The 23,918-nt window shown below is 43.9% G+C and carries 20 protein-coding genes; 6 read left to right on the top strand and 14 right to left on the bottom strand.

Going from position 1 to position 23,918, the window contains the following annotated elements:
- The first annotated feature begins 2 nt into the window (after window positions 1-2).
- From LEP1GSC050_RS10105 to LEP1GSC050_RS10080, 5 genes are all read left to right on the top strand, one after another.
- Complete coding sequence (locus tag LEP1GSC050_RS10105) at window positions 3-632, top strand: 50S ribosomal protein L25/general stress protein Ctc (RefSeq protein ID WP_010571096.1); 630 nt, start codon at window positions 3-5, stop codon at window positions 630-632.
- A gap of 43 nt (window positions 633-675) precedes the next feature.
- Window positions 676-1,239: an aminoacyl-tRNA hydrolase gene (gene pth / locus LEP1GSC050_RS10100; protein ID WP_010571095.1), complete on the top strand. Its 564-nt coding sequence runs from the start codon at window positions 676-678 to the stop codon at window positions 1,237-1,239.
- A gap of 248 nt (window positions 1,240-1,487) precedes the next feature.
- Entirely contained in the window at window positions 1,488-3,455 is a 1,968-nt protein-coding gene (gene ftsH, locus LEP1GSC050_RS10090) for an ATP-dependent zinc metalloprotease FtsH (RefSeq protein ID WP_010571094.1), read from the top strand.
- Entirely contained in the window at window positions 3,452-3,931 is a 480-nt protein-coding gene (locus LEP1GSC050_RS10085) for an EVE domain-containing protein (protein ID WP_010571093.1), read from the top strand. The genes ftsH and LEP1GSC050_RS10085 overlap by 4 nt, the downstream gene beginning before the upstream one ends.
- A 10-nt stretch (window positions 3,932-3,941) precedes the next feature.
- Window positions 3,942-5,981: a 7TM diverse intracellular signaling domain-containing protein gene (locus LEP1GSC050_RS10080; protein WP_010571092.1), complete on the top strand. Its 2,040-nt coding sequence runs from the start codon at window positions 3,942-3,944 to the stop codon at window positions 5,979-5,981.
- Here the strand turns inward: LEP1GSC050_RS10080 and LEP1GSC050_RS10075 are convergent.
- The 9 genes from LEP1GSC050_RS10075 to LEP1GSC050_RS10030 form a co-directional block, all read right to left on the bottom strand.
- A complete protein-coding gene (locus LEP1GSC050_RS10075; protein WP_010571091.1) occupies window positions 5,956-6,342 on the bottom strand; it encodes a hypothetical protein in 387 nt (128 codons plus the stop codon). The two genes, LEP1GSC050_RS10080 and LEP1GSC050_RS10075, sit on opposite strands and share 26 nt — an antisense overlap.
- Before the next feature lie 263 nt (window positions 6,343-6,605).
- Window positions 6,606-9,140: a magnesium-translocating P-type ATPase gene (mgtA, locus tag LEP1GSC050_RS10070; protein WP_010571090.1), complete on the bottom strand. Its 2,535-nt coding sequence runs from the start codon at window positions 9,138-9,140 to the stop codon at window positions 6,606-6,608.
- A gap of 219 nt (window positions 9,141-9,359) precedes the next feature.
- Window positions 9,360-10,109 (bottom strand): YwaF family protein, encoded by a 750-nt coding sequence (locus tag LEP1GSC050_RS10060; protein WP_010571089.1) that lies wholly within the window; start codon window positions 10,107-10,109, stop codon window positions 9,360-9,362.
- Window positions 10,110-10,516: 407 nt separating this feature from the next.
- Complete coding sequence (locus LEP1GSC050_RS10055; RefSeq protein WP_040911273.1) at window positions 10,517-12,016, bottom strand: polyamine aminopropyltransferase; 1,500 nt, start codon at window positions 12,014-12,016, stop codon at window positions 10,517-10,519.
- Window position 12,017: 1 nt separating this feature from the next.
- A complete protein-coding gene (locus LEP1GSC050_RS10050; RefSeq protein ID WP_010415379.1) occupies window positions 12,018-12,215 on the bottom strand; it encodes a hypothetical protein in 198 nt (65 codons plus the stop codon).
- Window positions 12,216-12,224: 9 nt separating this feature from the next.
- Window positions 12,225-14,198, bottom strand: coding sequence for a DUF4178 domain-containing protein (locus tag LEP1GSC050_RS10045; protein WP_010571087.1), 1,974 nt, complete (start codon window positions 14,196-14,198; stop codon window positions 12,225-12,227).
- 87 nt (window positions 14,199-14,285) lie between these two features.
- On the bottom strand, window positions 14,286-15,137 hold the full coding sequence (locus LEP1GSC050_RS10040) for an adhesin OmpL37 family surface protein (RefSeq protein WP_010571086.1): 852 nt from the start codon (window positions 15,135-15,137) through the stop codon (window positions 14,286-14,288).
- A gap of 118 nt (window positions 15,138-15,255) precedes the next feature.
- The gene (locus LEP1GSC050_RS10035) at window positions 15,256-17,523 is read right to left on the bottom strand and encodes a heavy metal translocating P-type ATPase (RefSeq protein ID WP_010571085.1); all 2,268 of its coding nucleotides are present in this window, start codon (window positions 17,521-17,523) and stop codon (window positions 15,256-15,258) included.
- Window positions 17,524-17,628: 105 nt separating this feature from the next.
- Window positions 17,629-17,835, bottom strand: coding sequence for a heavy-metal-associated domain-containing protein (locus LEP1GSC050_RS10030; RefSeq protein WP_010571084.1), 207 nt, complete (start codon window positions 17,833-17,835; stop codon window positions 17,629-17,631).
- Window positions 17,836-17,997: 162 nt separating this feature from the next.
- Here LEP1GSC050_RS10030 and cueR point away from each other — a divergent pair, with 162 nt between their 5' ends.
- Window positions 17,998-18,387 carry a Cu(I)-responsive transcriptional regulator gene (gene cueR / locus LEP1GSC050_RS10025; RefSeq protein WP_010571083.1) on the top strand — a complete coding sequence of 130 codons (390 nt, stop codon included), beginning with the start codon at window positions 17,998-18,000 and terminating at the stop codon, window positions 18,385-18,387.
- Window positions 18,388-18,441: 54 nt separating this feature from the next.
- On the opposite strand, the gene LEP1GSC050_RS10020 is transcribed toward cueR, so the two are convergent.
- The 5 genes from LEP1GSC050_RS10020 to LEP1GSC050_RS10000 form a co-directional block, all read right to left on the bottom strand.
- Window positions 18,442-18,825, bottom strand: a complete 384-nt coding sequence (locus tag LEP1GSC050_RS10020; RefSeq protein WP_010571082.1) for a PilZ domain-containing protein — start codon at window positions 18,823-18,825, stop codon at window positions 18,442-18,444.
- A 7-nt stretch (window positions 18,826-18,832) separates the two neighbouring features.
- Window positions 18,833-19,579 carry an NRDE family protein gene (locus tag LEP1GSC050_RS10015; protein WP_010571081.1) on the bottom strand — a complete coding sequence of 249 codons (747 nt, stop codon included), beginning with the start codon at window positions 19,577-19,579 and terminating at the stop codon, window positions 18,833-18,835.
- A 3-nt stretch (window positions 19,580-19,582) separates the two neighbouring features.
- Window positions 19,583-21,352: a cell envelope biogenesis protein OmpA gene (locus tag LEP1GSC050_RS10010; protein ID WP_040911602.1), complete on the bottom strand. Its 1,770-nt coding sequence runs from the start codon at window positions 21,350-21,352 to the stop codon at window positions 19,583-19,585.
- Between the two features lie 109 nt (window positions 21,353-21,461).
- Window positions 21,462-22,016 carry an NUDIX hydrolase gene (locus LEP1GSC050_RS10005; RefSeq protein ID WP_040911271.1) on the bottom strand — a complete coding sequence of 185 codons (555 nt, stop codon included), beginning with the start codon at window positions 22,014-22,016 and terminating at the stop codon, window positions 21,462-21,464.
- Window positions 22,013-23,860, bottom strand: coding sequence for a carbon starvation CstA family protein (locus LEP1GSC050_RS10000; protein WP_010571078.1), 1,848 nt, complete (start codon window positions 23,858-23,860; stop codon window positions 22,013-22,015). Before LEP1GSC050_RS10000 ends, LEP1GSC050_RS10005 begins: the two co-directional genes overlap by 4 nt.
- Window positions 23,861-23,918: the final 58 nt, after the last annotated feature.

The raw sequence follows: 23,918 nt of genomic DNA, 5'->3' as shown, positions 1-23,918 counted from the left end.
CCATGAGCCACAAAATTACCGTTAAAAAGAGAACGGAAACCGGCAAAAACGTCAATAATCGCCTTCGTGCGTCCGGAATGGTGCCCATAAACATCATCGGCAGCGGGAAAGCTTCTTCCGGAGCCGTTAATGAAAAAGAACTGGATAAACTAGTTCATTCCGGAATTCGTCAATCCACTCTTATCGACTTAGAAGTCGAAGGAGAAGGAACGCATAAGGTATATGTTAAGGAAATCCAAAGATTTCCAGAAATCGATCGGATTCGTCACGTCGATTTCTACAAAGTGGAGCCGGGCAAAAAGATCATCACTAAGATCGGAGTTCGCACGGAAGGACTTGCAAAAGGATCCAAAATGGGAGGTCAGTTCGACCATCTAATTCACGAGATTCGAGTTAAGACCATTCCCGAAGATCTGTTGGAAAGCTTAGTTATCGACGTTTCCGACCTAGATGTCGGCGATTCGATTAAAGTAAGCCAACTAAAAGTTCCTGCAAGCTGGGAAATTCTGGTAAACGGAGATCCTATCGTTGCTTCCGTTCTTAAAACGAAAGCCCTGCTTGCTCAAGAGCGTGCCGATGCTAAAGAAGCGGCCGACGCAAAAGCTAAAGCCCCCAAAAAGGGCGGAAAATAATCAGGAACGTGCTCGGGTCTAAAACTTCGGAATACGGTAATCTATGAAGCTAATCGTCGGACTGGGAAATCCCGGAGACAAATATAATAATAACCGAGCGAATATCGGCTTCAAGATTCTCGACGTTATTGCGAATAACATTAACGTAGAGATCAAGACGAAGAAGAAAAAGTCTCTAATCGGAAGAGGAGACTTCGAAGGCGAAGAGGTGGTTCTTCTTAAACCTCAAACTTTCAGCGACTTGTCTGGAGAGTCCGTACTGTACATTGCTTCTTTTTTGAAAATCCAAGTCCAGGATATCCTGGTCATCCACGAAGACTGGACCCTACCCTTGGGTAAGATCGTGGTGGATAAAGGAGCTAATGGCACGGAAAACGCCGGAGTGAAGTCGATCGTTCAATCTTTACGTTCCCCTAATTTTATTAGAATTCGGATCGGAATCGGAAACGATATTTTCGACGGTTCCAATTTGGAAAGCTTTTTGAAGGAAGATTTTCAACCTTTAGAGAATTTAAGTCTAATTCAGATTATTAACGATGCGGAAGCTGCAATTCGATCCATTAGTCTAGGCGATATCGAAGACGTAATCGAAAAATATAGACTTTGATCAAGACCATTCTGTAAGGATATGGGCCTATTTTCGCTAGGTCCATAACTTAAAATGATTCCATTTTTCAACACGGATTCTCCTTTACTTTTCCGGAAAAAACCTGATTCTGAATTAAAGGAACTTTTTGAGAGAAAAGAGTTTCCAAGCAATATCTGTCCGAATTGGATTTCGCGGCTTGTACGCAGTTTTTTGGAGTCTAAAAGTCGGACAACGGCGATCAGAAGGATCGTGGGGGTTAGAGCAATATGAATAACAATAATAAAGGCCTCAGATTACTAATTCTATTTATCGTGGGGATAGTCGTCGTCGCCTATTACGGACCCCAAATTAAAAACTACGTGGATCGAAGTCCTAAGTCGATTCCGTTCTCACAATTTATGAATATGCTTGAACCCGACGGTTCTAAGCCGATCGGAAAACTTGTTAAGAACGCAAAAATACCCGGCTGCGAAAAACTGATTATGGAACGCGATGTGGTGGAAGGTTGTTACGAGCCTTTGGATTCCACGTCTAAAGAACCTGTTCGTTTCCGCACGACCATTGCGCCTATCGATAAGGAACTCCTAACGTCCCTTCGTCGCTCTAATATGGATTTTGAATTCGTTTCCGCCGAAGACGGCCGCGGTTTCGGAATGTTGAGTTCCTTTTTACTATTAGGAGTCGTTGCAATATTCGTATTTTATTTCTTTATAATGCGCCAAGTTCAATCAACGGGTAATAAGGCCTTTTCTTTCGGTAAATCGAAGGCTAAACTAACCGTCGATCCGAAAGTCAAAGTAAGTTTTGCAGACGTTGCAGGTTGCGAAGAGGCCAAAACCGAATTGGTTGAAATTATCGAGTTCCTAAAAGATCCGAAGAAATTTCAATCGATGGGAGCTCGCATTCCAACCGGAGTTCTGTTAATCGGTCCTCCAGGTACGGGTAAAACTTTATTAGCTAGAGCTGTCGCCGGCGAGGCAGGTGTTCCCTTCTTCAGTATTTCCGGATCCGACTTTGTGGAAATGTTCGTCGGTGTGGGTGCATCCCGCGTTCGCGACCTTTTCGATCAAGGGAAGAAGAATTCTCCCTGTATTATTTTTATCGATGAGATAGATGCTGTTGGTCGCTTAAGAGGCGCAGGCTGGGGCGGAGGACACGACGAAAGAGAGCAGACTCTGAACCAAATGCTTGTCGAGATGGACGGTTTTGAAAAGAACGAAGGCGTTATCGTAATGGCTGCTACGAACCGTGCAGACGTACTCGATCCCGCATTATTAAGACCGGGACGTTTTGACCGTCAGGTAATGGTGGATCTTCCGGATTTAAACGGTCGGGAACAGATTTTGAAAGTTCATTCTAGAAAAGTTCCGTTGACTAGCGATATTTCTTTGAACTCGATCGCAAGAGGCACGCCTGGTTTTACCGGAGCGGATCTTTCTAACTTGATCAATGAGGCTGCTCTGCTTGCCGCTCGCAAGAACAAGAAACGAGTTACTCAAGACGAATTGGAAGAAGCTCGTGACAAAGTGATGATGGGTCCGGAACGTCGTTCCTTCTTTATTTCCGAAAAAGAGAAGGAAGTCATCGCATACCACGAAGCAGGTCACGCGATTTTAGGAACTCTTTTGGCATATACAGAGCCCGTTCATAAAGTTACGATCATTCCTCGAGGAAGGGCTCTCGGGCTAACTCAGTCTCTTCCTACTGAGGATAAGCATATTCACACGAAACCGTATTGGCTGGACCAAATCGTAGTGTGTATGGGCGGCTTTATCGCGGAAGAATATAAATTCAAAATGACTTCAACAGGTTCTAGTAACGATATTCAACAAGCGACCAATATTGCAAGACGTATGGTTTGCGATTGGGGAATGTCCGAAAAACTCGGAACGATTAATTACGGTAGCGGACATGAGAATCCCTTTGTCGGTCGAGATATGGGGCAGAGCAATAAAACGACTAGCGAAGAATTTGCAGCTTTGATAGATAAGGAAATCCGAGATATAGTTCAAACTTGTTTAAATAAAGGTCGCGAACTAATAAGAAAGAATTCGGCTAAGTTTGAAAATCTTGCTAAGGCTCTTTTAGCTAAGGAAACCGTGAATCACGACGAGCTTATGGCTATCGTTCACCCGGCCAACGAGGAATCGCGCAAAAAAACGGAAAAACCGGCTAAGAAAGAAAAGTCTTCAGGAATTCCTACAAAACCGGCTTATTCAACCGGGGTGGAATGAATTATTGGCTTTTTAAAACCGAGCCGGATGCGTTTTCCATCGATGATCTAAAAGCTTCTCCAGGGAAAACAGCTCCTTGGGAAGGCGTCAGGAATTATCAGGCGAGAAATTATTTAAGGGACCAGGTCAAAAAAAAAGACTTGGTTCTTTTCTATCATAGTAGTACAAAACCGACTGCGATAGTCGGTTTAGCCGAGATCGTAAAGGACGGTTATCCGGATCACTTCGCTTTCGACCCGAAACATAAGTACTACGATCCTAAGAGTAAGTCGGATGCGCCTACTTGGTTCATGGTCGACCTGAAATTTAAAGAAAAATTTTCTCGCGCAATTTCGCTGGAAGAATTAAAATCCCACGGGAAACTGAAAGACATGGTACTCTTGCAAAAAGGGGGCCGTCTATCGATTCAACCGGTTAGTCGAGAACAATTTTTTTATATCTGCAATTTAGCCGGGGCGAAGAACCTTCCCGGTTGAGGGGGGATTCTTGGTCAATTTTTTCCGGAAAGTCCGGGATGCGACTCTTGTTTGCTTTCTTTTCTTGAGCATACCAATTTATGTTCTAGGAGCAAAGGAAGTCGCCCCACCCGTATATTCACTCTCCGGTCATATGTCAGGAATCGCGCTAAATAAGTTTATGCTTATTAGCTCTACCAGTCTCGATAACGCACAAAAAAATCAATCCCAAGTAATCCAAGAAGATCAGTCATGGACGCCAGTGACCAAAGACAGTCTTTCATTAAGTTTTACCGACGAGATATTCTGGCTCCGATTTAAAGTAAAATCCCCTAAACAAGAGGGAAGTTTAAACTGGTATCTTGTGTTGAACAACCCCGGTATGGAAAATCTTGTGATTTTTCAAAGGGAAGAATATGGACAATCTGTCTGGCGTGAAATCGGAAGAGATCAACGTATTTCTTATATGCATCCTGCTTACCTCATTGAGACGCATTCGAATTCGGAACATGAATTTCTCGTTCGAGCTTCTAGTCGTCGTTCGGTAGTTCTCAATTTTCAAGCCTGGTCGCCGCAAGAATTTTCGAGTCGGATCCAAACCGAGAATTTGCTTTTGGGGGTCTTTTTCGGCGCGATCGGAGTTATGCTAGTATATAACGGATTTCTTGCTTTCGTAGTAAAGGATTCTAGTTATTTTTTCTACGTTTTCTATCTTCTATTCTATGCGCTCTGGCAACTTGCAGTCTCAGGAATCGGAGCCCAATACCTTATCCGCGTTTCTCCGATAGGCTGGAACGATTACCTCGTCGGTTTTGCATTTCTTTCCGTATCATTCTCTCTTTTATTTACCCGATCTTTTTTACATATGGAACGGGAGACAGGCTGGAGGGATTGGGCTTTCCTTATCTTATCGGTCTTTGCAATATTAGGTTTTTTTGTTTCTTTAATTCCTTCGGCTTACGGTTTTATGATGAAAGCCGTTTCTTGGTTTCCCTTCCTGGCTGCAGGCTTGGTAGTCTATTCCGGCTTTTTACGACTTCGCCGGGGATATCGCCCTGCTCGTTATTTTCTACTTGCATGGTCGGTTCTGATCGTCTCCGTTTTAGTTACTGCGATGCGAAATCTTTCTTGGATTCCTGATTCGTTCTTCGCTCATTGGTCGGCTCAATTCGGTTCGGTTATCGAAATGACTCTACTATCGTTTGCTCTTGCGGATAGAATCAAAACTTTGGAAAAGGATTCTCTCCAAGCCAGACTCGAAAACTACGATAGTCAGCTCAAGTTGACGGAGATTGAACAAGAGCTGAAAATTGCCCGCGAATTGCAGGAAGCGATTCTTCCCGATCAACTTCCGCAAGTACCCAATTTAAAATTATCCGTTAGAAGCGAATTTGCCAGTTCCGTCGGAGGGGATTTTTACGATTTTCATTACTTAGGTTCGGATAAATTGGGAATTTTTCTTTCCGATGTTTCCGGTCATGGAATTCCCGCGGCCATAATCGCTTCGATGGTAAAGTTGGCTTTCTCCATAGAAGCGAGAAACCATGAAGACCCGGCGGAAGTTTTACGGAATATAAATCGTTCTTTGAGCGGTAAATACGGAAAACATTATATTACTGCAGCCTATTTACTCGTCGATGGATCGACCGGAAAGGTAACGTATTCGAACGCAGGACATCCGCCGTTAGTCGCCATTGCCAGAAGTTCCGGAACGGCCAAGGAAATATATTTACCCGGTTGGATTATGGGGATGGATCCGAGTTTAAAGAATTCCGTAAAGGAGTTTCAGTTGGAACCCGGCGACAGACTAATCATTTATACCGACGGAATAACCGAAGCAAGAAATAGTAAAGGCGAGATTTTCGGTTTTCAAAGGTTTTATAAATTGCTCGGCGAGAATATCGGTTTGTCCGGAGAAATCATGGCAGAGACATTGTTTAAAACCGTACGGGAATTTACGGGAAACCGGAAGCATTTTGAGGACGACCTTACGTTAATCGTCCTGGATTTTCAGCCGGCTCCCGAAGTAAGTCCTGTAACGGAAGTTACTTCAATCCTTTCAAAAAACTAATAAGTTCGTTAGGAATCTGAATCGGTCTTTTTCTGTAGGTTTTCTTATATTCTTTTTTGTATTCCTTATGGCAATTTTTGCATGAAGATTCGAGATCTCCGCTCGAGATAGCCGTGTCGGTAATTTCTTTCCATTTCGTCTTTTGATCTTCTAAAGCAAAGTTCGGAACTTCTTTCAGGATTCTCTCTAATCCGGTTTTATCGCCTTTCTTAGCTTTTTTGGAAAACGGTTTGGTATAATCTTCCATAAAATCATGCAGAGTAGTTTCGGTCGTTCCTGCTTGGGCGGAAAGGGAAAAATTAGCGCCTACTAGTAGAACGGTTCCAATCATAAGGAATAAGTGGAGATTTTGTTTTTTCATTATTACCTCGGTCTAAGAATTTTTACTCATTTTCCCGATTTTCAGTATGTAGAAAAGCCATTTCTTATTTGAAAAGGCTAACGAAAACGGAGAATGAATATGCATTTTTTATGAACGAGTTTAGAATTGAACGGGTCGCACGAAAAGCGGTAAGATATCGCGCATAAATTAAATGATCGAATTTACATTAGATGGAGAATGTAAATATTTCCCCATCCAATCAAAGATAAACGTTATTCGGTCAAAATTTAATTCCCCAAATTTTAGTCTTTGTAGATAAATGAATAGAATATTCTTTTAAAAATCTCCGCCAGGATAAAGTACGCGATTACGATTCCCGCCATGGCAAAGTAAAAAGACGCAGGTAACGGAGTGAAGTCAAACAACGTCGAGATCGGAAGATACGGTAGAGCCAGCGTGAGGATTAGGACGAAAGAGGTAGCTAATAACAAATAGAATCCCGGCATACTTTTATAGAAGACTTTTCTTGTTCGAACTACTAGTACTACGATGGTAGCTGAAACTACCGATTCGATGAACCATCCCGATTGAAATTCTTTTTCCCCCGCGTCTAACACATATAATAGTACGCCGAACGTTGCAAAATCGAATACGGAGCTAAGCGTTCCGAATACGAACATGAATTTCCGGATTGCAATAATATCCCATTTTCTCGGCGATACGATCCATTCTTTGTCGACATTGTCCGAGGATATCGTCATCTCGGGAAGGTCAGTTAATAAATTCGTTAATAGAATTTGCTTCGGAAGCAACGGGAGGAAACTTAAAAATGCCGACGCTCCTGCCATACTGAGCATATTTCCGAAATTTGCGCTCGTTGCCATAAATACGTATTTTAAAGTATTTGCAAACGTCATTCTGCCTTGTTTAACTCCGTTAAGCAAAACGTTTAAATCGTTATTTAAAAGTACGATATCCGCCGCCTCCTTGGCGACGTCTACTGCGTTGGCGACGGAGATTCCGACATCCGATGCATGAAGTGCGGTAGCGTCATTAATTCCGTCTCCTATATATCCGACTACGTGTCCGGTTTTTTGCAAGGACAGAATGATTCTTTCTTTTTGGTTAGGCTCGATCTCGGCAAATACGTCAGTGCTATCCGCCTGCCGTTGAAGAGCTTCGTCACTCATACTCAGAAGTGCGGTTCCGGTCACTATTCTCGGATTTTTAAAACCGACGGATTCGGCGACTTGCTTAGCAATGAGATTATTATCGCCTGTTATGATCTTTAAGGAAATGCCTAGATCATTCAACTCTTTGATCGTTTGGTCGATGTTTTCGATAATCGGATCGGACAGCGTCACGAAACCTTGGAATATCATATTATCTTCATCAGCTACAGTAACATCGGTCTGATTGGGCAACGTCTTGATTGCAATTCCTAATGTTCTAAAGCCTTTAGAACTCAATTCCTTATATTTCGATTCGATGATATCCCGGACCGCTTCGATCGGAGTCAACTTCCCATCGGGATCTTGCACGAATTTTGATACGTTTAAGACCGTTGTTAAGGCTCCTTTGCAAATTAGGACTGTTTCAATTCCATTTGAAGCTAAAATGCTGATTCGTTTTCGGGAGAAATCGTAAGGAACTTCCGCAAGATACTCGAATTTATCCGTACCTGCGATCGGCAACGAGGAAATTGCCGAATCAATCGGGTTGTTGAATCCTTTTTGCAATTTAGAATTGATCGATGCGTAAAATAAGGAGAGTCGACTCGGTTCGCCGGAATAATCTAGAGTATTTTGGACTTTGACTTCCCCTAACGTTAAAGTTCCCGTTTTGTCGGAGCAAAGAATATCCATGCTTCCGAAGTTTTCGATGGAACTTAGTTTTTTTACGATGACCTTTTTTTCGGCCATCCTCGTCGCTCCTTGGGCAAGATTAACATTGATGATCGCAGGCAATAATTGTGGAGTTAGTCCGACTGCGATCGCTAGCGCGAAGAGAAAAGAATCGACTACGGGTTTTTGTAATAGTATGTTAATTCCGATGATTACGAGCACCAACACCATCGTAATTTCCATAAGCATATAGCCGAATCGTCTGACGCCGCGTTCGAATTCGGTAATCGGCTGCGCTTTTTTCAAGGTATCGGCTATCTTCCCGAACTCAGTATCAAACCCCGTTTTTACTATGATCGCTTTTGCGGAACCGCTTACGACATGAGATCCTGTAAAGAGGACATTCGTCCGTTTTGAAAGAGGAGTGGACTTGGACAACCGATCTTCGGTTTTTTCGACAGGAAAGGATTCTCCGGTTAAAGCCGCCTCATCCACATACAATCCGTTTGCTTCAATTATCAATGAGTCGGCAGGGATAACATCGCCTACCGTGAGAGAGACGACATCTCCGGGAACGATCTCTTCGAAATTCGTTTCCGACCAAATACCATTTCGCAGTATATTCGCGTTTAAACGAATCATCTCCAGTAATTTACTCACCGAATCGGATGCCCCTTTTTCTTGCCAAAAGCCCAGTATGCTGCTGATTAGAATGATTGAAAAAATAATATACGAATCCGTTCTACCTCCTAAATTCCAGGAAATGAGCGCCGCCCCCAGCAAAATCAGAGTAATCGGGCTTTTGAATTGACTTAGAAGCAATCTTAGGCTCGTGGCAGAGCGTGAAGATTTTAGAATATTCCTTCCATAGATTTTTTGCCGTGCCTTGGCTTCTTCGTTCGTGATTCCTTCGAGAGAACTGGATAGTAAGTTAAAGACCTCTTCGTTCGAGTAGGTCCAAAACTCTTTGATAGTCGGATTCGTTTTATCCATGGGTAATCTTCAACAGATACTTCGTTCCGAGAAACGTCCAAATCGTAAAGACTTCAATCGGGGAAATTACTCGCGATGAAAAGCAAGGCGATTGAGTGCGATGGGGTTTTTTTAAAATTCGATGTTTAGTTTCATTCCGAATCTTTACGGCATTAGTCGGGTTCTTTATTTTAGGATGGGACATTATACATTGGATGAGGAATATCTTCTTCGGTTTCCTCAGCGGATTCGCGGGCTTCCGACAGTAAAGAAACTGAGTCCGTGAGCGATTTTTTTCCGTATTATATCCCAGTTTGCTCTTCGAATAAAGAAAGGGAGGTATAATAATAGGATGACTCCGATTCCTACGATCTGAAGCGATATCAAATAGAAAGGCCATTTTCCTAAATAATCCAAGAATGATCCGTTAGCCGATTTATATCTTAGAAAACCGTAATTTGTGTCTAGTTGGAAATCCAAAAGTAACGCGAGGATAAAGTATATTTGACTATAAAGAAGTACTCTCGTCACAGACCCTTTTCGAGGATATAATTTAAGACCGAAAACCAAATATAAGGCTGCAATAATTAATCCGGAATGTCCGATGAAAAACAAAAAGAAGTACGCATGCGGAAAATTAAACTGTAAATTCGGAGTGATGGCCGCCTGTATGGATCCGCCTAAAACCCAAAAATAAGAAAGCTCGGAGACAGTCCTTTTACGGGTAACCAACGCTAATGTGGTCACGATCATCGCCCAATCGCAAAACTCCATTGGAAGATCGTAACGGAGGTCCCAATAGCCTCTGCTAATTCTGTAAAAGACATAGACTGACGCATTAATTATTAGTACGGCGGCAATTCCATAACCGATCCGTTTGACAGTTTCCTTTTTTTGCACGGATTTTGCGATCCAGATTAACGAAACGGATAAAAAAACGGTAATTATTAGGATAATATAATGCTCGAAGGATCCGATTATCGATTTCATTCCGTTGCGCCTTTGCCAATTTTCCGGTTCTTATTCTTAATCGGTTTTATCCGTGAAAAAAAGGCGGAGGAGTGTGAAGATACAGTAACGAATGAAAATAAGTTTATCATCATAATTTTCGCGGCTATTAAGATATTCGTCTACGTATGCGTACAATAACCGATTCTGTGATATTTTTCCACGCGATAATGATCAAACCGTCCTATAGCGAAGATGATAATTATCAACGGTAGGACAGTTAGGCAATTGAAAAGCGGAAGTCTCGCGGCAACGATGCGGAGGGTGCGAAGCAGTCACGGCAATAGAGTAAATATAGGTTTTAGAATCGATTTAATGCGCCGTGACCGTAGCGAGCGCGGAGTCCGAAGCAGCGTGACCCGAACAAAGAGAGGGGGCCGCCCAAAAATTCAATCCAACAATCGATTCCATTCCTGGTCATAATATCGAACTAACGATTGATTGTCCAGTCGATTGGATTCTACCGGAAGGCGAGACATGTCTTCCGGAAAGTCCGAAAGAGTTTCCAATTCCGTAAGATTCAAGAAACGTAATTCTTTCGGAAGGTCGCGACTATAATCCGGTAATTGTCGCGTTCCCGCTAATACGAATCCCCATTCGCCGAAAGAAGGAACGTACACATGTAAAGGTCTAGTTTTAAATCCGGACTCGCGAAGAGTCGCCTCTACGCACCAAAACGACATTCTTGCAAACAACGGCGAAGTGGATTGAATTTCGACGATCGATAACGGATTCAATCTGCGCTTCAAGCTTTTATAAAATGCAGTCGTATATAATTTTCCGATAGAAAAATTGCTAGGGTCCGGAAAGTCGATTAAAACTACGTCGAAAGTTTCGCCAGATTCTTCCAGCCAAAGGAAAGCATCCGCATTTTGAATTTTCACTCTCGGATCGTTAAGACTGGAACGGTTGATTTGCGTTAATAACGATTGTTGTGCGAAAAGCTTGGTCATTTCCGGATCCAGATCGACCAATGTCACGTTTTGCACGTTAGGATACTTTAGAATTTCACGAACTGCGAGACCGTCACCTCCTCCTAATACGAGAATTCTTTTAGGGTTGGGATGAGATAGCATAGCTGGATGAACTAAAACTTCGTGATATCTGTATTCGTCTCTCGAACTAAATTGCAAATGTCCGTTTAAAAAAAGTCTAAGTTCGCTTTTGTATCGGGTTACTATGATCTTTTGAAAACGAGTCTGTTTCGAATAAACGATTTCGTCGGTGTAAAGATTCTCCTCGCTATAAGTGGTAATCGATTCGGCGAAGGCCAGTCCAAAGGACAAGAATGTTAGAACGATTACGGATTTGGTTCGTAGCATATTCTTTTCCCTTTCCGATAAGGGAAGCATCCAGGTTCCCCATAGAGCGGTTCCGGCGTTTAAAATTCCGAAGAAAAAGGAAGTCCTGACCATTCCTAATTTAGGCGCAAAGAAGATCGGAAAGGCTAGGGAGGCTAGGAGGGCGCCTGCATAATCCAAACTCAAGACCTTGGAGACCAGATCCCGGAAACCGAGTTTCTTTTGCAGAATGCGAAGCAGCAAAGGAATTTCCATGCCGACTAGAATTCCCACTACGACTACGATCGCGAAAAGAGGGATTTGAAAAATTCGAGTATGCCCGAAACTTAGAAATAGCAATGCGGCGCTCGATCCGCCTAATAATCCTAAGGCGAGCTCAACTTCGAGAAATTTGGGCACCAGGTCTTTTAGAAGGTATCGGGAGAGCCAACTTCCGATACCCATGGAAAATAAATAAACACCGATGACTAGGGAGAACTGAGTGACAGTTTCTCCGAGAAGATAACTCGCGACGGTCCCGGCTAAAAGTTCGTAAACGAGTCCGCAAGAAGATAGGATTAATACGGAAACTAATAGCGCCCGTTGCAGATTATTTTCCTCCGGAATACGTCGAGAACCAATTATAATGGGATCGATAAATCCCCGGATTTTGCCTCACCGTTTTAGGAACTTTCGAAATAGTTTCGTATTCGGTCGAAGCTCCGCCCGTTCGATATTGGGAGTAAAATCCGAAGGCCATTGATGCGGCAAATAAAGGGTAAAGTAAGCCTTTTAAAAAATTCGACATAAACTCGTTTTAACCTCTTTTGCTTTCGAAGGAGTAACTTCGAAAGAAGGTATATATTAAGGGAATCCAAAGTAGAATTCCAAAGATAAAGAAAGGCGCCGGACTCATCACGCCTCGAATCACTTTTACTTTATACTTGGCTCCCGCACCATAACGAAAGTCCGATTGAGTTTCCAGACGTAAGTAATAATGTCCGGGTGGAATTTCCGCTAGCGATTTTGAATCCGACTTGGAACCTTCCGACCAGGATTCTCCGTCGTCCACTCCGTGATAGTAACTGGTTTCAACGGAAGTATCGTAAGCGGTATCAGTATCCGCATCGATTAATGCCAGTGAGAAATACATATATTTATTATCTAGATCGGGCGCTTCCAGTTGGATTTCGACGTTATCGGAAGCGCTTCCGGGAATTTCAAAAATATCGGTAACGAATGAATTATCCCTATAGTTCGGGGATCCGATATCGGTGCCAGGCACGGATGTTTGCGTATAATTGAAGTCACCTTCGAACACGGTAAGGTTCTTGGATTTTAAACAACCATATACTTGAAACAAGAAGAAGGCGGCCGTTAGTACTGCCGCTACGAGCAAATTTCGTTTCAACCGGATCTTAAAAGGATTGGGTTGGCAAGCACCTACATCCTCAGGGCGCTGTAATTTAGACGCGACTTCCAGAGGCACTGCGGTTTTCATTTGATCGAACGGAACAAAGGTCCCTTTCGACCAAAAAATTTCACGATCCGTTCTTTCGGAAGAAAGCATATACGGAGGAGACGTAAAATCCTCTATTTCCGCTTTTTCTCCCGCTTGGACTTTCCAGTAGAATTCACCGAGTGCAAGATCCGTATTGGAATCGGATCTTCCATACCAACTATATTTTTCCTTTCCGAAAATTCTTTTAAGCCCAGGAGCCCATTTCGGAATCCCGAGTAAAGGTTCAAAATAGGTCCAGTTTAGACCGTTTTCGTTTAACCAAGCATATCCGCCGGGATAGTGGAGTAGGTAATCAGTCCATTCGAACGTTTCCCCGTCGTCTTCGGTGGATTTTCGAAGGATTCCCAATACCTTCGACTCAGGGTGATTCGGTAATTTGATTGGAGTGCCCAGAGGTAAGAAAATTCCTTCTTTAGAAACTTTCTCGAATTTTGCGATGACTTTCAAATCGTCCCGCTCAGTGTCCATTACGGTTCCGCAATATTCGCATGCGATTGACTTGGAAAAATCAGGCCTAAGTTGGTTGATGGATGCCCCGCATCCGACGCATTGTATCGAACGCGCTTGGATTTGTCCTGCACCGTATGCGATCGCATTCTCTTTCAGATTTCTTAGATGAAGCTCTTCAAACGTTGCAGAATCACCTAGAAAGAATAGAGGCGGATTTTCGGAATAGTCGATCGTGGCGAAGCGACCTTCTTCATTTGCAAGATCCAATAAGACGGCGGTATATCCTGTTTCGAATCCGATGGGGAGCTCACCTTCGCCTCCGACACATTCGGCCGTCATGATTTCTTTTAGAGTCCAGGTTCCATTGAGACTGAACGTATCGCCCGGAGTTAATTGGTCTTTTTTCCCTCCTGCCTCGTAAACGAGTATGGGAGCCTCTTTTTCGGGGATCGGAATGTGAGGAAAAAGATTCGGTTGGATTTTAGAATCCAATTTGGTGTAAAAATAAGTTCCTTGCGCTTCCCCGATCCAAGCGGTATTTCCCCCGTCTTCCGTGACGTACCATTCATTCCAGAATCCGAGATCGAATTTTAGCTGAATTCTCCCGAGGACCCTGAAGTTCTTATTTTGAAACGTTCCTTCTGTTCCGATTTGGATAAGGGTATTGTCATCCGTTAACTCTCCGGACGTTCCGATTTTCTCGAGGTTTACGTCATTTTTTAACGAGAGAGTCCTGCAATTCGAGCAAATTGCGTAAACGGACGCTTTATTAACAAATGGTACGGGGGCTCCGCAGTTGGGACAAGTTAGTTCCGGCACAAAGGAAGGAAATACCGTTACGAAGACTAGTTGTCAATCCTGGTTTTATTTCGATGAAAAGAAATTTCCAATCGTGTCAGGGGCTTTTTAGGGAGTTAGGCTTCGTTTTGCCTGACGACGCTGGCGATTTAAGCCCGGATCGATTTCACCCAATGATTTCTCGAGTTCTTCCAAAGCCGGAGCCGCCCAAGTGGCTTCGTAGAGATTTTCAGCGTTGAAAATCATGAAGTTATTATCGAAGTGAATTCGGGAATATTGATCCGCTTTCGTGAACATCGCTCGATTGATTTCATTATAAACTTCTTCGAATTCGTGAGATTGCAAATCGGGCTGGAAATCGGATAAAAACTTAAGGGAAAGTAATACCATATACTTGCGGGATTGCTTTAATAACTTTAAGGATTCATAAAGATATTGGGTTTTGATACCGGGCAGGTAGGGCCTAGTATTGTCAGCGATCGTTTTCTTAATTCCTGCCGCTCCTAATTCCCTGTATCCGATTTCCAACTGATGAATTGCCTCAGCATCCTTTGTCCGGAGGGCGTATTTTGCCAGGAGGTCCAGCTCGCGTCGCACCTGATTTCGATTGGTCTCCACGACTCCGGAATATAGACCGACTAAAAGTCGCTGTGTTTGCCTCATTTCGTCATAGGAATGGGGCAAATCGAATTGCAGATAAAGAGTGAAGGTTTCTATGTGATGCTGGATGCAACGACGATATAAAGCCCTATCGTCCTGGCTTCCGAAGTTCGAGATTGTGCTATTTATGGTTTTGAGATGGAATTCGTTTTCCTTCAGTCCATGTTCAATTCGAAGTAATGCCGTCGCCCTGTTGCTGTCTATATCCGCTTTGATTCCGCCCGTTGGAACACCGAGCAAAATCGGTAAGCCGAATAAAATTAAGCCAAGTCGAAACTTGTTAGCAGGTAGGCTTAGCATACTCTAATTTTCGGTTTTATAGGGGGGTGAAATTGACCTCGCTGTCAGATAAGAACTAGTTCGTGAATTTCATCCTTATGTCCGATTCAACGTAGAGGCATACTGCGGAATTCGTCTTTCATTTTCTTTTTAAACGTAAGGCATTCCCCACAACCGAGACGGAACTAAACGCCATTGCGGCTCCGGCAATCCAAGGCGCCAAATAACCGGCTGCGGCGATCGGAATTCCTAACGCATTATATGCTAAAGCCCAAAACAGATTTTCTCGAATATTGCGCACTGTCGCTCTGCTGATTCGTATTGCATCTGCCAGTCTTCTCAAGTCGCCTTTTACAAGCACCACTCCGGCGGTTTCCATTGCGATATCCGTCCCGTTTCCCATTGCAAAACCGACTTCCGCTTTTGCCAGAGCCGGTGCATCGTTAATTCCATCTCCAGCCATTCCGACTTTTTTTCCGGTCGATTGAATGCTTCCGATAACATCAGATTTTTCTTTTGGATGTAAGGATGCACGGACTTCGGTAATCCCAAGTTTGGACGCGATGCTTTCCGCAGTAAGTTTATGATCTCCCGTTAAGAGCACCAATTCCAAACCCAAGCGATTGAGTTCATCGATGGCTTCTTTTGCGGTATCTTTTAATTTATCTTGAACGGAGAGGATTATCGAGGACGGAATAATCCCATCTACTTTTCCCCAAACTATTGTCTTTCCTTCCGCTTCCCATATTTTGCTTTGAACGACCAATTCGGGAGGGAGGTCTTCGGGATTGGAAGAGAGGAATTCCGCCTTTCCTACGATAACGGACTCGTTACTGATATGAGCCCGTAGTCCTCCTCCCGGCTCCGCTTGAAGATCCGTCGGAAGTTCTAGGCGCAGCCCTTTTTCTTTTCCGAATTCTACGATTGCTTTTGCCAGCGGATGTTCCGAAGCGGATTCGGCCGAAGCAATTTTTCGCAAAATCTCCAATTCTCCAATTCCGATCGTGAGAATTTCGTCAACGGCGGGTCTCCCTTCGGTTAACGTACCGGTTTTATCGAATGCGAGTACTTCCAGGGTTGCCGTAGTTTCGAGGGCTTCGGCATTTCTAAATAAGATGCCTTGGCTAGCGGCTTTTCCGGTACCGACGAGAAGGGAAACGGGAGTCGCAAGACCCAAAGCGCACGGACAAGCAATTACAAGAACTGCAATCGATTTCTCTAATGCAGCTCCCAAAATTCCGGACTCCAACCAAAAATACCAGAGAATAAAATCCAAGGCTGCAATAAGAACCACCGATGGAACGAAAACTGAGGAGATTCGATCCGCGACTCTTTGAATCGGCGCTTTTGAAGCTTGCGCCTCCTCGACGGTTCGAATAATGGAAGAAAGAAGTGTTTCCGATCCCACTTTATCCGCTCGAACGATCAATGCACCGTTGCCATTGATCGTCCCGCCCATGACCTGAGATCCTTGGTATTTTTCGATGGGGAGGCTTTCTCCGGTTAGCATCGATTCGTCGACGGCGCTAGATCCCGAAAGCACAGTTCCGTCGGTGGGCATTCTTTCTCCGGGACGTATCTGAATTTCGTCGCCTGGATTCAAATATTCGGCAGGAACTTCGATCCATTCTTCTCCTTCCCTTATTCTCGCTATTTCCGGCTTTAACGCAAGCAGGGATTGTATCGCTTGTGAACTTCTGCCCTTAGCAACCGCCTCCATCCACTTCCCCCCTAGTAAAAACGTGAGCAATACTGCGGACGTTTCGTAATACAAAGGCGGATATATCGAATGTGCCGAGTGATTGTCGGTTACCAGAAAAAACGGATTTCCGTTCGCAATTCCGGTAACAAGACTGATCGCCAAACTATAGCCGAAAGCTGCAGTCGTTCCGAGAGCAACTAACACGTCCATATTCGCCGCGCCGTTTCTTAAAGCTCGGAAGGCGCCTCTATAAAATGGAAATCCGATCCAAAATTGAACCGGAGCTGCAAAGACGAATTGAACCCAAGGATTCATGAGTAAACTCGGTAACGGTAGGAATGAAAGGAATCCGAAATGGGAGACCATCGAATAAAGTAACGGAAGCGAAAAAAAAGTAGATAATAAAAATCTAATTTTCAAGGAATTCATTTCATTTTGATGGGCTTTACTTACTTCGCCGGAGTTCTTATCAGAATGCTCGGAGGCTTTATATCCGAGCGACTCGACTTTTGAGAGCAGGTCCGAAGTCTTTGTTTCGGAATTATGACGCACGAAAGCGGTCTCTCGCGCGAAATTGACTCTCGCTTCCGAGACTCCCGGTAATTCGGACAGACCTTTCTCGATTCGCAAGGCACAGTTTGCGCACGTCATACCGAATAAATCTAACGTAACTTCTTCGGTAGCTTGGGTTTTATTTGCGATCATTTTGATTACGATTTCTCCTAAACGAATACCACGGCGCGAGTATCGTCATTGTTTCAAGAGTTCACAATACGATGTTCGGGAATATTCGATTTCATCTTTGTGACTCTATATATTCTTAACGGACACGATAGTGTATCCCTCTTCCCGAATCGCTTTCGAAAGGTCGTCTTCGGAAGAACCGCTTTCTATTTTAGCTATGCCTGTTTTTAAGTCGATTTCGATCTTCGCATTCGGATCCATTTTCTGAATCGCTTTTTTGACCGTGGATACGCAATGATCGCAGGTCATTCCATCAATCTTTAGCTCTCTCATTTGAGTTTTCTCCTCTATCGCTATGGCATAGTCTAAAGCTTCCCACTATGGGAAGGTCAATAGGCTAAATTAAAAAAAAAAGATAAAAAGTAACTTTTCTTCAATCCTTCCCGTTATTGGAATGTTTTACGATTAAGAGAATTCTTAATTCGGGTGCAAATTATGAACATTGGCGAGTTGTCTAAACTTACCGCGATCAGTGCAAAATTGATCAGACATTATGAATCCACCGGACTTATTCCAAAAGCCTATCGGACCGAATCAGGATACAGAATCTACGAAGAAAACGACGTACACACCTTGAGATTCATCAAGCGTGCACGCGGGTTAGGTTTTTCTTTGCAGGAGATTAAACAGCTTTTAGGATTATGGAGAAATAAATCCAGAGTCAGCGCCCAAGTGAAAGCGTTAGCAATGTCTCATGTAAGGGAAATGGAGGAAAAAATCGCGGAATTAGAAGGAATGTGCGCTACCTTACGTCACCTTTCCAAACATTGTCATGGAGATAATAGACCGGATTGTCCGATACTGGAGGAACTAAGCGGTAAGTAGGGCTTTCCATTCCTGACGATAACGGCGATTCAGGGCAGATCATCGCGGAATTTATTAGACTAGAGGCTTCTTATCCTTATCGAAAAACTTTTTATGAATCAGATCTTGGATTAGTTCGCGATCCTCATCCAAAAGATTAACGAAGATAACATTGGCTTTTTTTCCGGAGACTCGGATCACTTCGGATTCCAGTTCCATGTTCTTGCCGTTGATGGGCGCAAAGAGAAAGATTCGATCCCCTTCGAAAACGGAAGTTCTAGTTTCTAGACCTGCCCCTCCCGTTCCGATATCCACTACGTGTACCGGAAATCGCTGAGACTTCCCTTTAACTGAAAAATCGGCATCAATCGTGATTTTGACGCGAGCGTTCTTCCTCTTTTGTTGAGAGGGGTCCCGGTACTCGTATTTATCGTCGAAAAGAGAATGCGTGCCCGCCATAGGACAATCATAGAGAGGTTCGAAATTCAGTCAAAGTGAAATTGAATTCTTCTTCGGGACCTTCTTCGCAAGGTTGAATCGGCTTATAGAACAAGTTAACTTGTTCGTTTTCGACAACAAAAATAGTTCTAGATACCGTAGTCGCGTCTCTTCGATGCATGCATGGTGAGAGAGCTCCTTTTTCCGGTAAGTGCGAGGAAAGGAAATTCTTCGCTAAGGAAAGGAACTCATTTCGATCCGGTAATATCGGCGGTAAAAAATGTTTTTCGAAGATGTCCCGTCTTACTACCTGCGCTTTTGGACCCTGCGTGAAAGAACTTCCGAACACCGTATAGATGCCCTGATCTTTTTCGGTTTCATACGTTTGGCTATCCCAAACAAAAATATCAGTTTCATCCCGTCGAATCCTGAATAATTTAAAAGGATAGTACTGCCCGAGTTCCGAAACGGAATATGATTCCGGAGTGCGTTCTTTCAAAAGAATAGAACGCACTAAAAGTCCCCGGCTAGTCGGATTGCGCAGAAGTTTTAAGGTAGCTTCGTAGTAATTCAAAAGACAGATAATCTCCCCGTCTCGTGAAATTCCGATCCAGGTCCCACCCGCGTCTCCGTCTATGGGTGCAATCGCTTTCCCCGAAGTAGATTCCAATAAAATCGGAGATAGGGAAGGCTTCCGTTTTACGGATTCGTCCCTGTTAAATCCAAGTCCGTAAAGATTGCGAGTCGGATCCCGATAGATTAAGGCTGTGCACATTTATTATTTTCCCACACTTAGAAAAAAATCAATTCGTTGGTTTCGATCCATTTCGTAAATCCCGTTTCCCGGGATCAATGGAAGAGTTTCTCCGAACCCTCGAAATCGGTACCTACCGAATTCCGATTCTTTCCCAAAGAAGGAGCGAAAGATTTTTCGGGCCTTCTCTTCCGAAAGTTTCAAATTGTATTCATCGTCTCCATAATGAGAGGTATGAAATTGGAGTTCGATTTTATATCCGGGTAGTTTAGTTAAGATGGATTTTAGAGTCGAAGGGAGAGTCCACCAACGTTCTTCATAGAGTCGTTCCGGAATTGAAATCCTATATCCTTCCTTTTCTTTTATAATCAGGATACCCGTTCTAAGACGGCCGACTTCCTCCTCTCCTTCTCTCCCGAAAAGATCTTTATAACGAAGGACGACCCGTAACGGAGCTAAGGAACCGATCCGTCTTCCTTGGTCGTCTTTTCCGGACCATGACAGTCTGTCCGGAATTGAGTTTTGTCCCGACCATACTCGAACGATTCTTTCCTCCTTTTCATCATCTCCGAAGGATTCTAAAAGAGAGATTTTCCAATTTAAGATCGGCAATTTTTTTGAGCGAATCCGAATTTCCAAACTATCCTTATGCCAATCGTCGTCGGGAGTTACTCCGTTTGGGAAAACGTCGTATGAAAATTTTGCCTTATCGTCGGATAACGTGAACTTCTTAGGGAAGCTCGAGAATTTATCGTAGCGACTGTAAATTGTTAAGCGAACGAAATATGTTCCGGAACTTAGAGGTCGATTTTCCTTATCTTTAGGTTCCCAGGTCCATTCGGCAGGAGGCTCGCCAAGTCCTTTATGCGAATAAATTTGAGTTTCGTCGTCGCCTTTTCGTTTAAAAACCTCCCATTCAAACGAATCCGATTTTAATTTGGAGGAAATAAAAGCGATAAATCGAATACGACTTAACGTGACGCTCGGATCGGTGGAGTAAAGTTCCGTATCCGTATTGATATCCGCTCCGACCGCTTCAGATTTAACGGAGAGATTATCGACTCGGGCGGAGGATTCATTTCCGGCGGGATCTCTCGCGGTCAGTTTGTAGGAATAAAGTCCGACAGGAGCCTGTTTTCCGGATGCATCGGTTCCGTCCCAACTTAAGGTAGAGGGGAGATCCCTCGTTCTCCAGCTATAGGATTTTATCGAGCGGCCTTGCGCGTCCAAAAATTCACCCAGAAAAATATCGGCCGATTCTCCGACTCCCTTCTGCTGGATTTGTATCTTGGATAAATTTCTATCTTCGAAAAGAAGTAGTCGGTTTTTTGTTCCGATCTCCACTTTCGGGGGATGCGAATCCAAATAAATGGTGGCTTCTTCGGAAAGAATTCTTTCTTGGTTGGAGGTTAATAATAATAGTTGGTAAGTGTAGTAACCGTCCGGAACGATATTACCGTTTTCATCTTCTCCATTCCATTCTAGATTATCCGGCACTATCACGTCTTCCGGAGCGAATTCGTTTTCGTCCCAAAAGAAGACGAAATCCTTTCTTCGAAGACGATTTGCCTCGAATTTGCGAACGGAATCTCCGGAAGCATTTCGAATCGTGAGTTCCCAATCTTGCAATTTCGGTAGGGAGGAGGACTGAATTTTAAATCGGAGGGAATCGATCGATCCGTCCAAATTAGGAGAAAATGTCGTAGTTTCCGTGCTAATCAAAGAATTGGCATGCAAAGCAGAACCCAAAAAAATCCCGAAGATCAGCAAGCGCGGGATCAATTTGATACGCATGCTCCTAGAAAAATTCGGTTCGGAAAAATTGCATCGGTTTTTCGAATCTTGGAGAAGGATAGAAATATTCGATCTAAAGAAATAAATCGGGCCAATGATTCGGAACCTGTCAATCCACATTCTTTTTCTTTCGATCGGCGGATAAGGAACCTAGGTGAATTCCGCTTTCGGGAATTCCTTCTTCCTCGGTATATTTACGTAAGGCATACGTTACAGAAGCGAAAGCGATTTCTTCCCAAGGAATCTCATCCGGTGAGAATAACTTTACCTCCTCGGATTCGGGACTTACGTCGAATTTTCCGTCTACGAGATTCGCTAGGAAAAACATATAAACCTGGCTGATATGAGGAATGCTATAAACGGTATGCAGTCGGAGGATTTGTATTTGCGCGTTTGCTTCCTCGGAAGTTTCCCGAGAGGCGCCGTCCTCTACAGTTTCTCGATTTTCCAGAAATCCGGCTGGAAGAGTCCAATAGCCTTTTCTGGGTTCTATCGCTCTCTTGCATAAGAGGATTTTGCCTTCCCAAATCGGTATGCTTCCTACGATCACCTTCGGATTTTGGTAATGGATAGTACCGCACGTTTCGCAGGTATATCGAGGGAGACTATCTCCTTCGGGAACCCTCAATGAAACCGCGGAACCGCAAACGCTGCAAAATTTCATGTTCGAGAAAACCGCCTCCATGCTAGGATTGCCTCCACCAGTAACCAGAGAGTGAGCAGGATTAAGGTTCCGCCCACCGCCGCGAGTAGGTAATTCGGAGTTTTATCGAATAGGAATTCGTAAAAGTTCACGATCATCGCCCATAAAGTCGCAGTTAATACGAATAACATCGGAATAAACGAAACCCAAGTTTTTCGTTTCGAATATAGTAAGTAAATCGTAACCACGAGTAAGGCCAAGCCTGCCAGCAATTGGTTTGTAGTCCCGAACAATTTCCAAAGAGCCAACCCGGCGGCTTTTTTCTTTCCTCCTTGTTCGACTTCAAGAAAGGCAAAAAAGGCGATGGCAAGACAGGCAATCGTGCTTGAAATATATCGATTTCCTAATGTTTTTTTTATAAAATCGATTCCTGTGCTTTCGGCAATTTCTTCCACATTATAACGCAGTAAACGTGTCGCCGAGTCTAACGACGTTAAAGCGAAACTGACCACGATCAATGCGATAAACCCCTGAGCGAATCCTTGATCGAATCCTAATTGGGAAATGAATCTACCGGTTCCGTAAATATACGCTCCGACCTGAGGAGCTAAGCCCTGAATTCCTGCCCAAGATTTATAGAAGGAAGACCATTCGGTGGCCGAAGAAAAACCGATCGTGCAGGCTACGACTGAAGTGAGACCCAATAAGGATTCGCCGATCATTCCGCCGTAACCTATCGGTCTTGCGTCCACTTCACGATTTAACTGCTTAGCGGTTGTTCCTGAACTGACCAAGGCGTGAAATCCCGAAACGGCTCCGCAGGCGATCGTAATAAATACGAAAGGTATCAAATCCAAACCGATCGATTCCGAACGAACTGCATCCGCATTGAACGATGTGAATTCTCCGAGTATGCTTCCCTTGAAGAAACCTAGATATATGGCGATGATCCCGATGTATAAAAGAAAGGAATTAATATAGTCGCGACTTTGTAGCAAGAGCCAAATAGGAGTTACGGACGCTAAAAATGCATAGAGTAGAAGCAAAATTTTCCAACTAGGAATACTCGGCGATCTATCGGCGTCCCCCAATCCCGTCCAGGAGAGAACGGATTCGTTCATTCCGATAACCATTACGATTAATGTAAGAACTACAGAGAGTATGGTAAGCGGTGCAAGCTTGAACCCTTTCTTAAAATGCAACCAACCGACCAATAAAGCGAGAAGCATGAGTCCGACTGTCGGAATAACTGCTTCCGGAAAATTACTTCTCAATTGAATCGGAGAAGGGCTCTCGATTCGAATTTCATCGGAATGAGCGTGAACCGAGGGAACCTTTTCTTCCTGAACGGAAACCGTCGGCTTTGGATTTAGAGGGACTATTTTTTTCCCCGCCGAGAACATTTCCGCAAGTACAATGACGAAAACGCCCATGGCCAGCGCGACTAGGAAAAAAATAATTGCATGGAATAGACTTCTTGCGCGCGGCCCTAATAAATCTTGTGCCACTTGTCCGATGGACTTTCCTTCGTTACGAACGGAAACGACTAAGGCTCCAAAATCGTGAACGCATCCTATAAAAATCGCTCCGAAAACGACCCAGAGCATGGCAGGAAGCCAACCCCAAATCACCGCAACGGCCGGTCCTAAAATAGGAGCCAGTCCGGCAATCGAGGCATAATGGTGTCCGAACAGTATTGACGGTTTGGTAGGAAGGTAATCTACCCCGTCGTTGTATCGATGCGCCGGAGTATCCCCTGTCGTATCTTTTAGCTGGAAAACGGACCTGGAAAGATATCCGGAATAGAATTTATAGCCTAAAAAATATAGGAGGAAACAACCGAGAACGGTAATAAGGGGTAGCATGGGGGAAAGGTCTTTCCTTACCCGGCACCGATCAAACCTTTTTTACCGGGAAAAGGAT

Origin of the sequence: Leptospira broomii serovar Hurstbridge str. 5399 (assembly GCF_000243715.2) — a bacterium.
Classification (GTDB): Bacteria; Spirochaetota; Leptospiria; order Leptospirales; family Leptospiraceae; genus Leptospira_B; species Leptospira_B broomii.
Note: the sequence above shows the minus strand (reverse complement) of the source record. Positions and strands in the feature narration are given on the sequence as shown.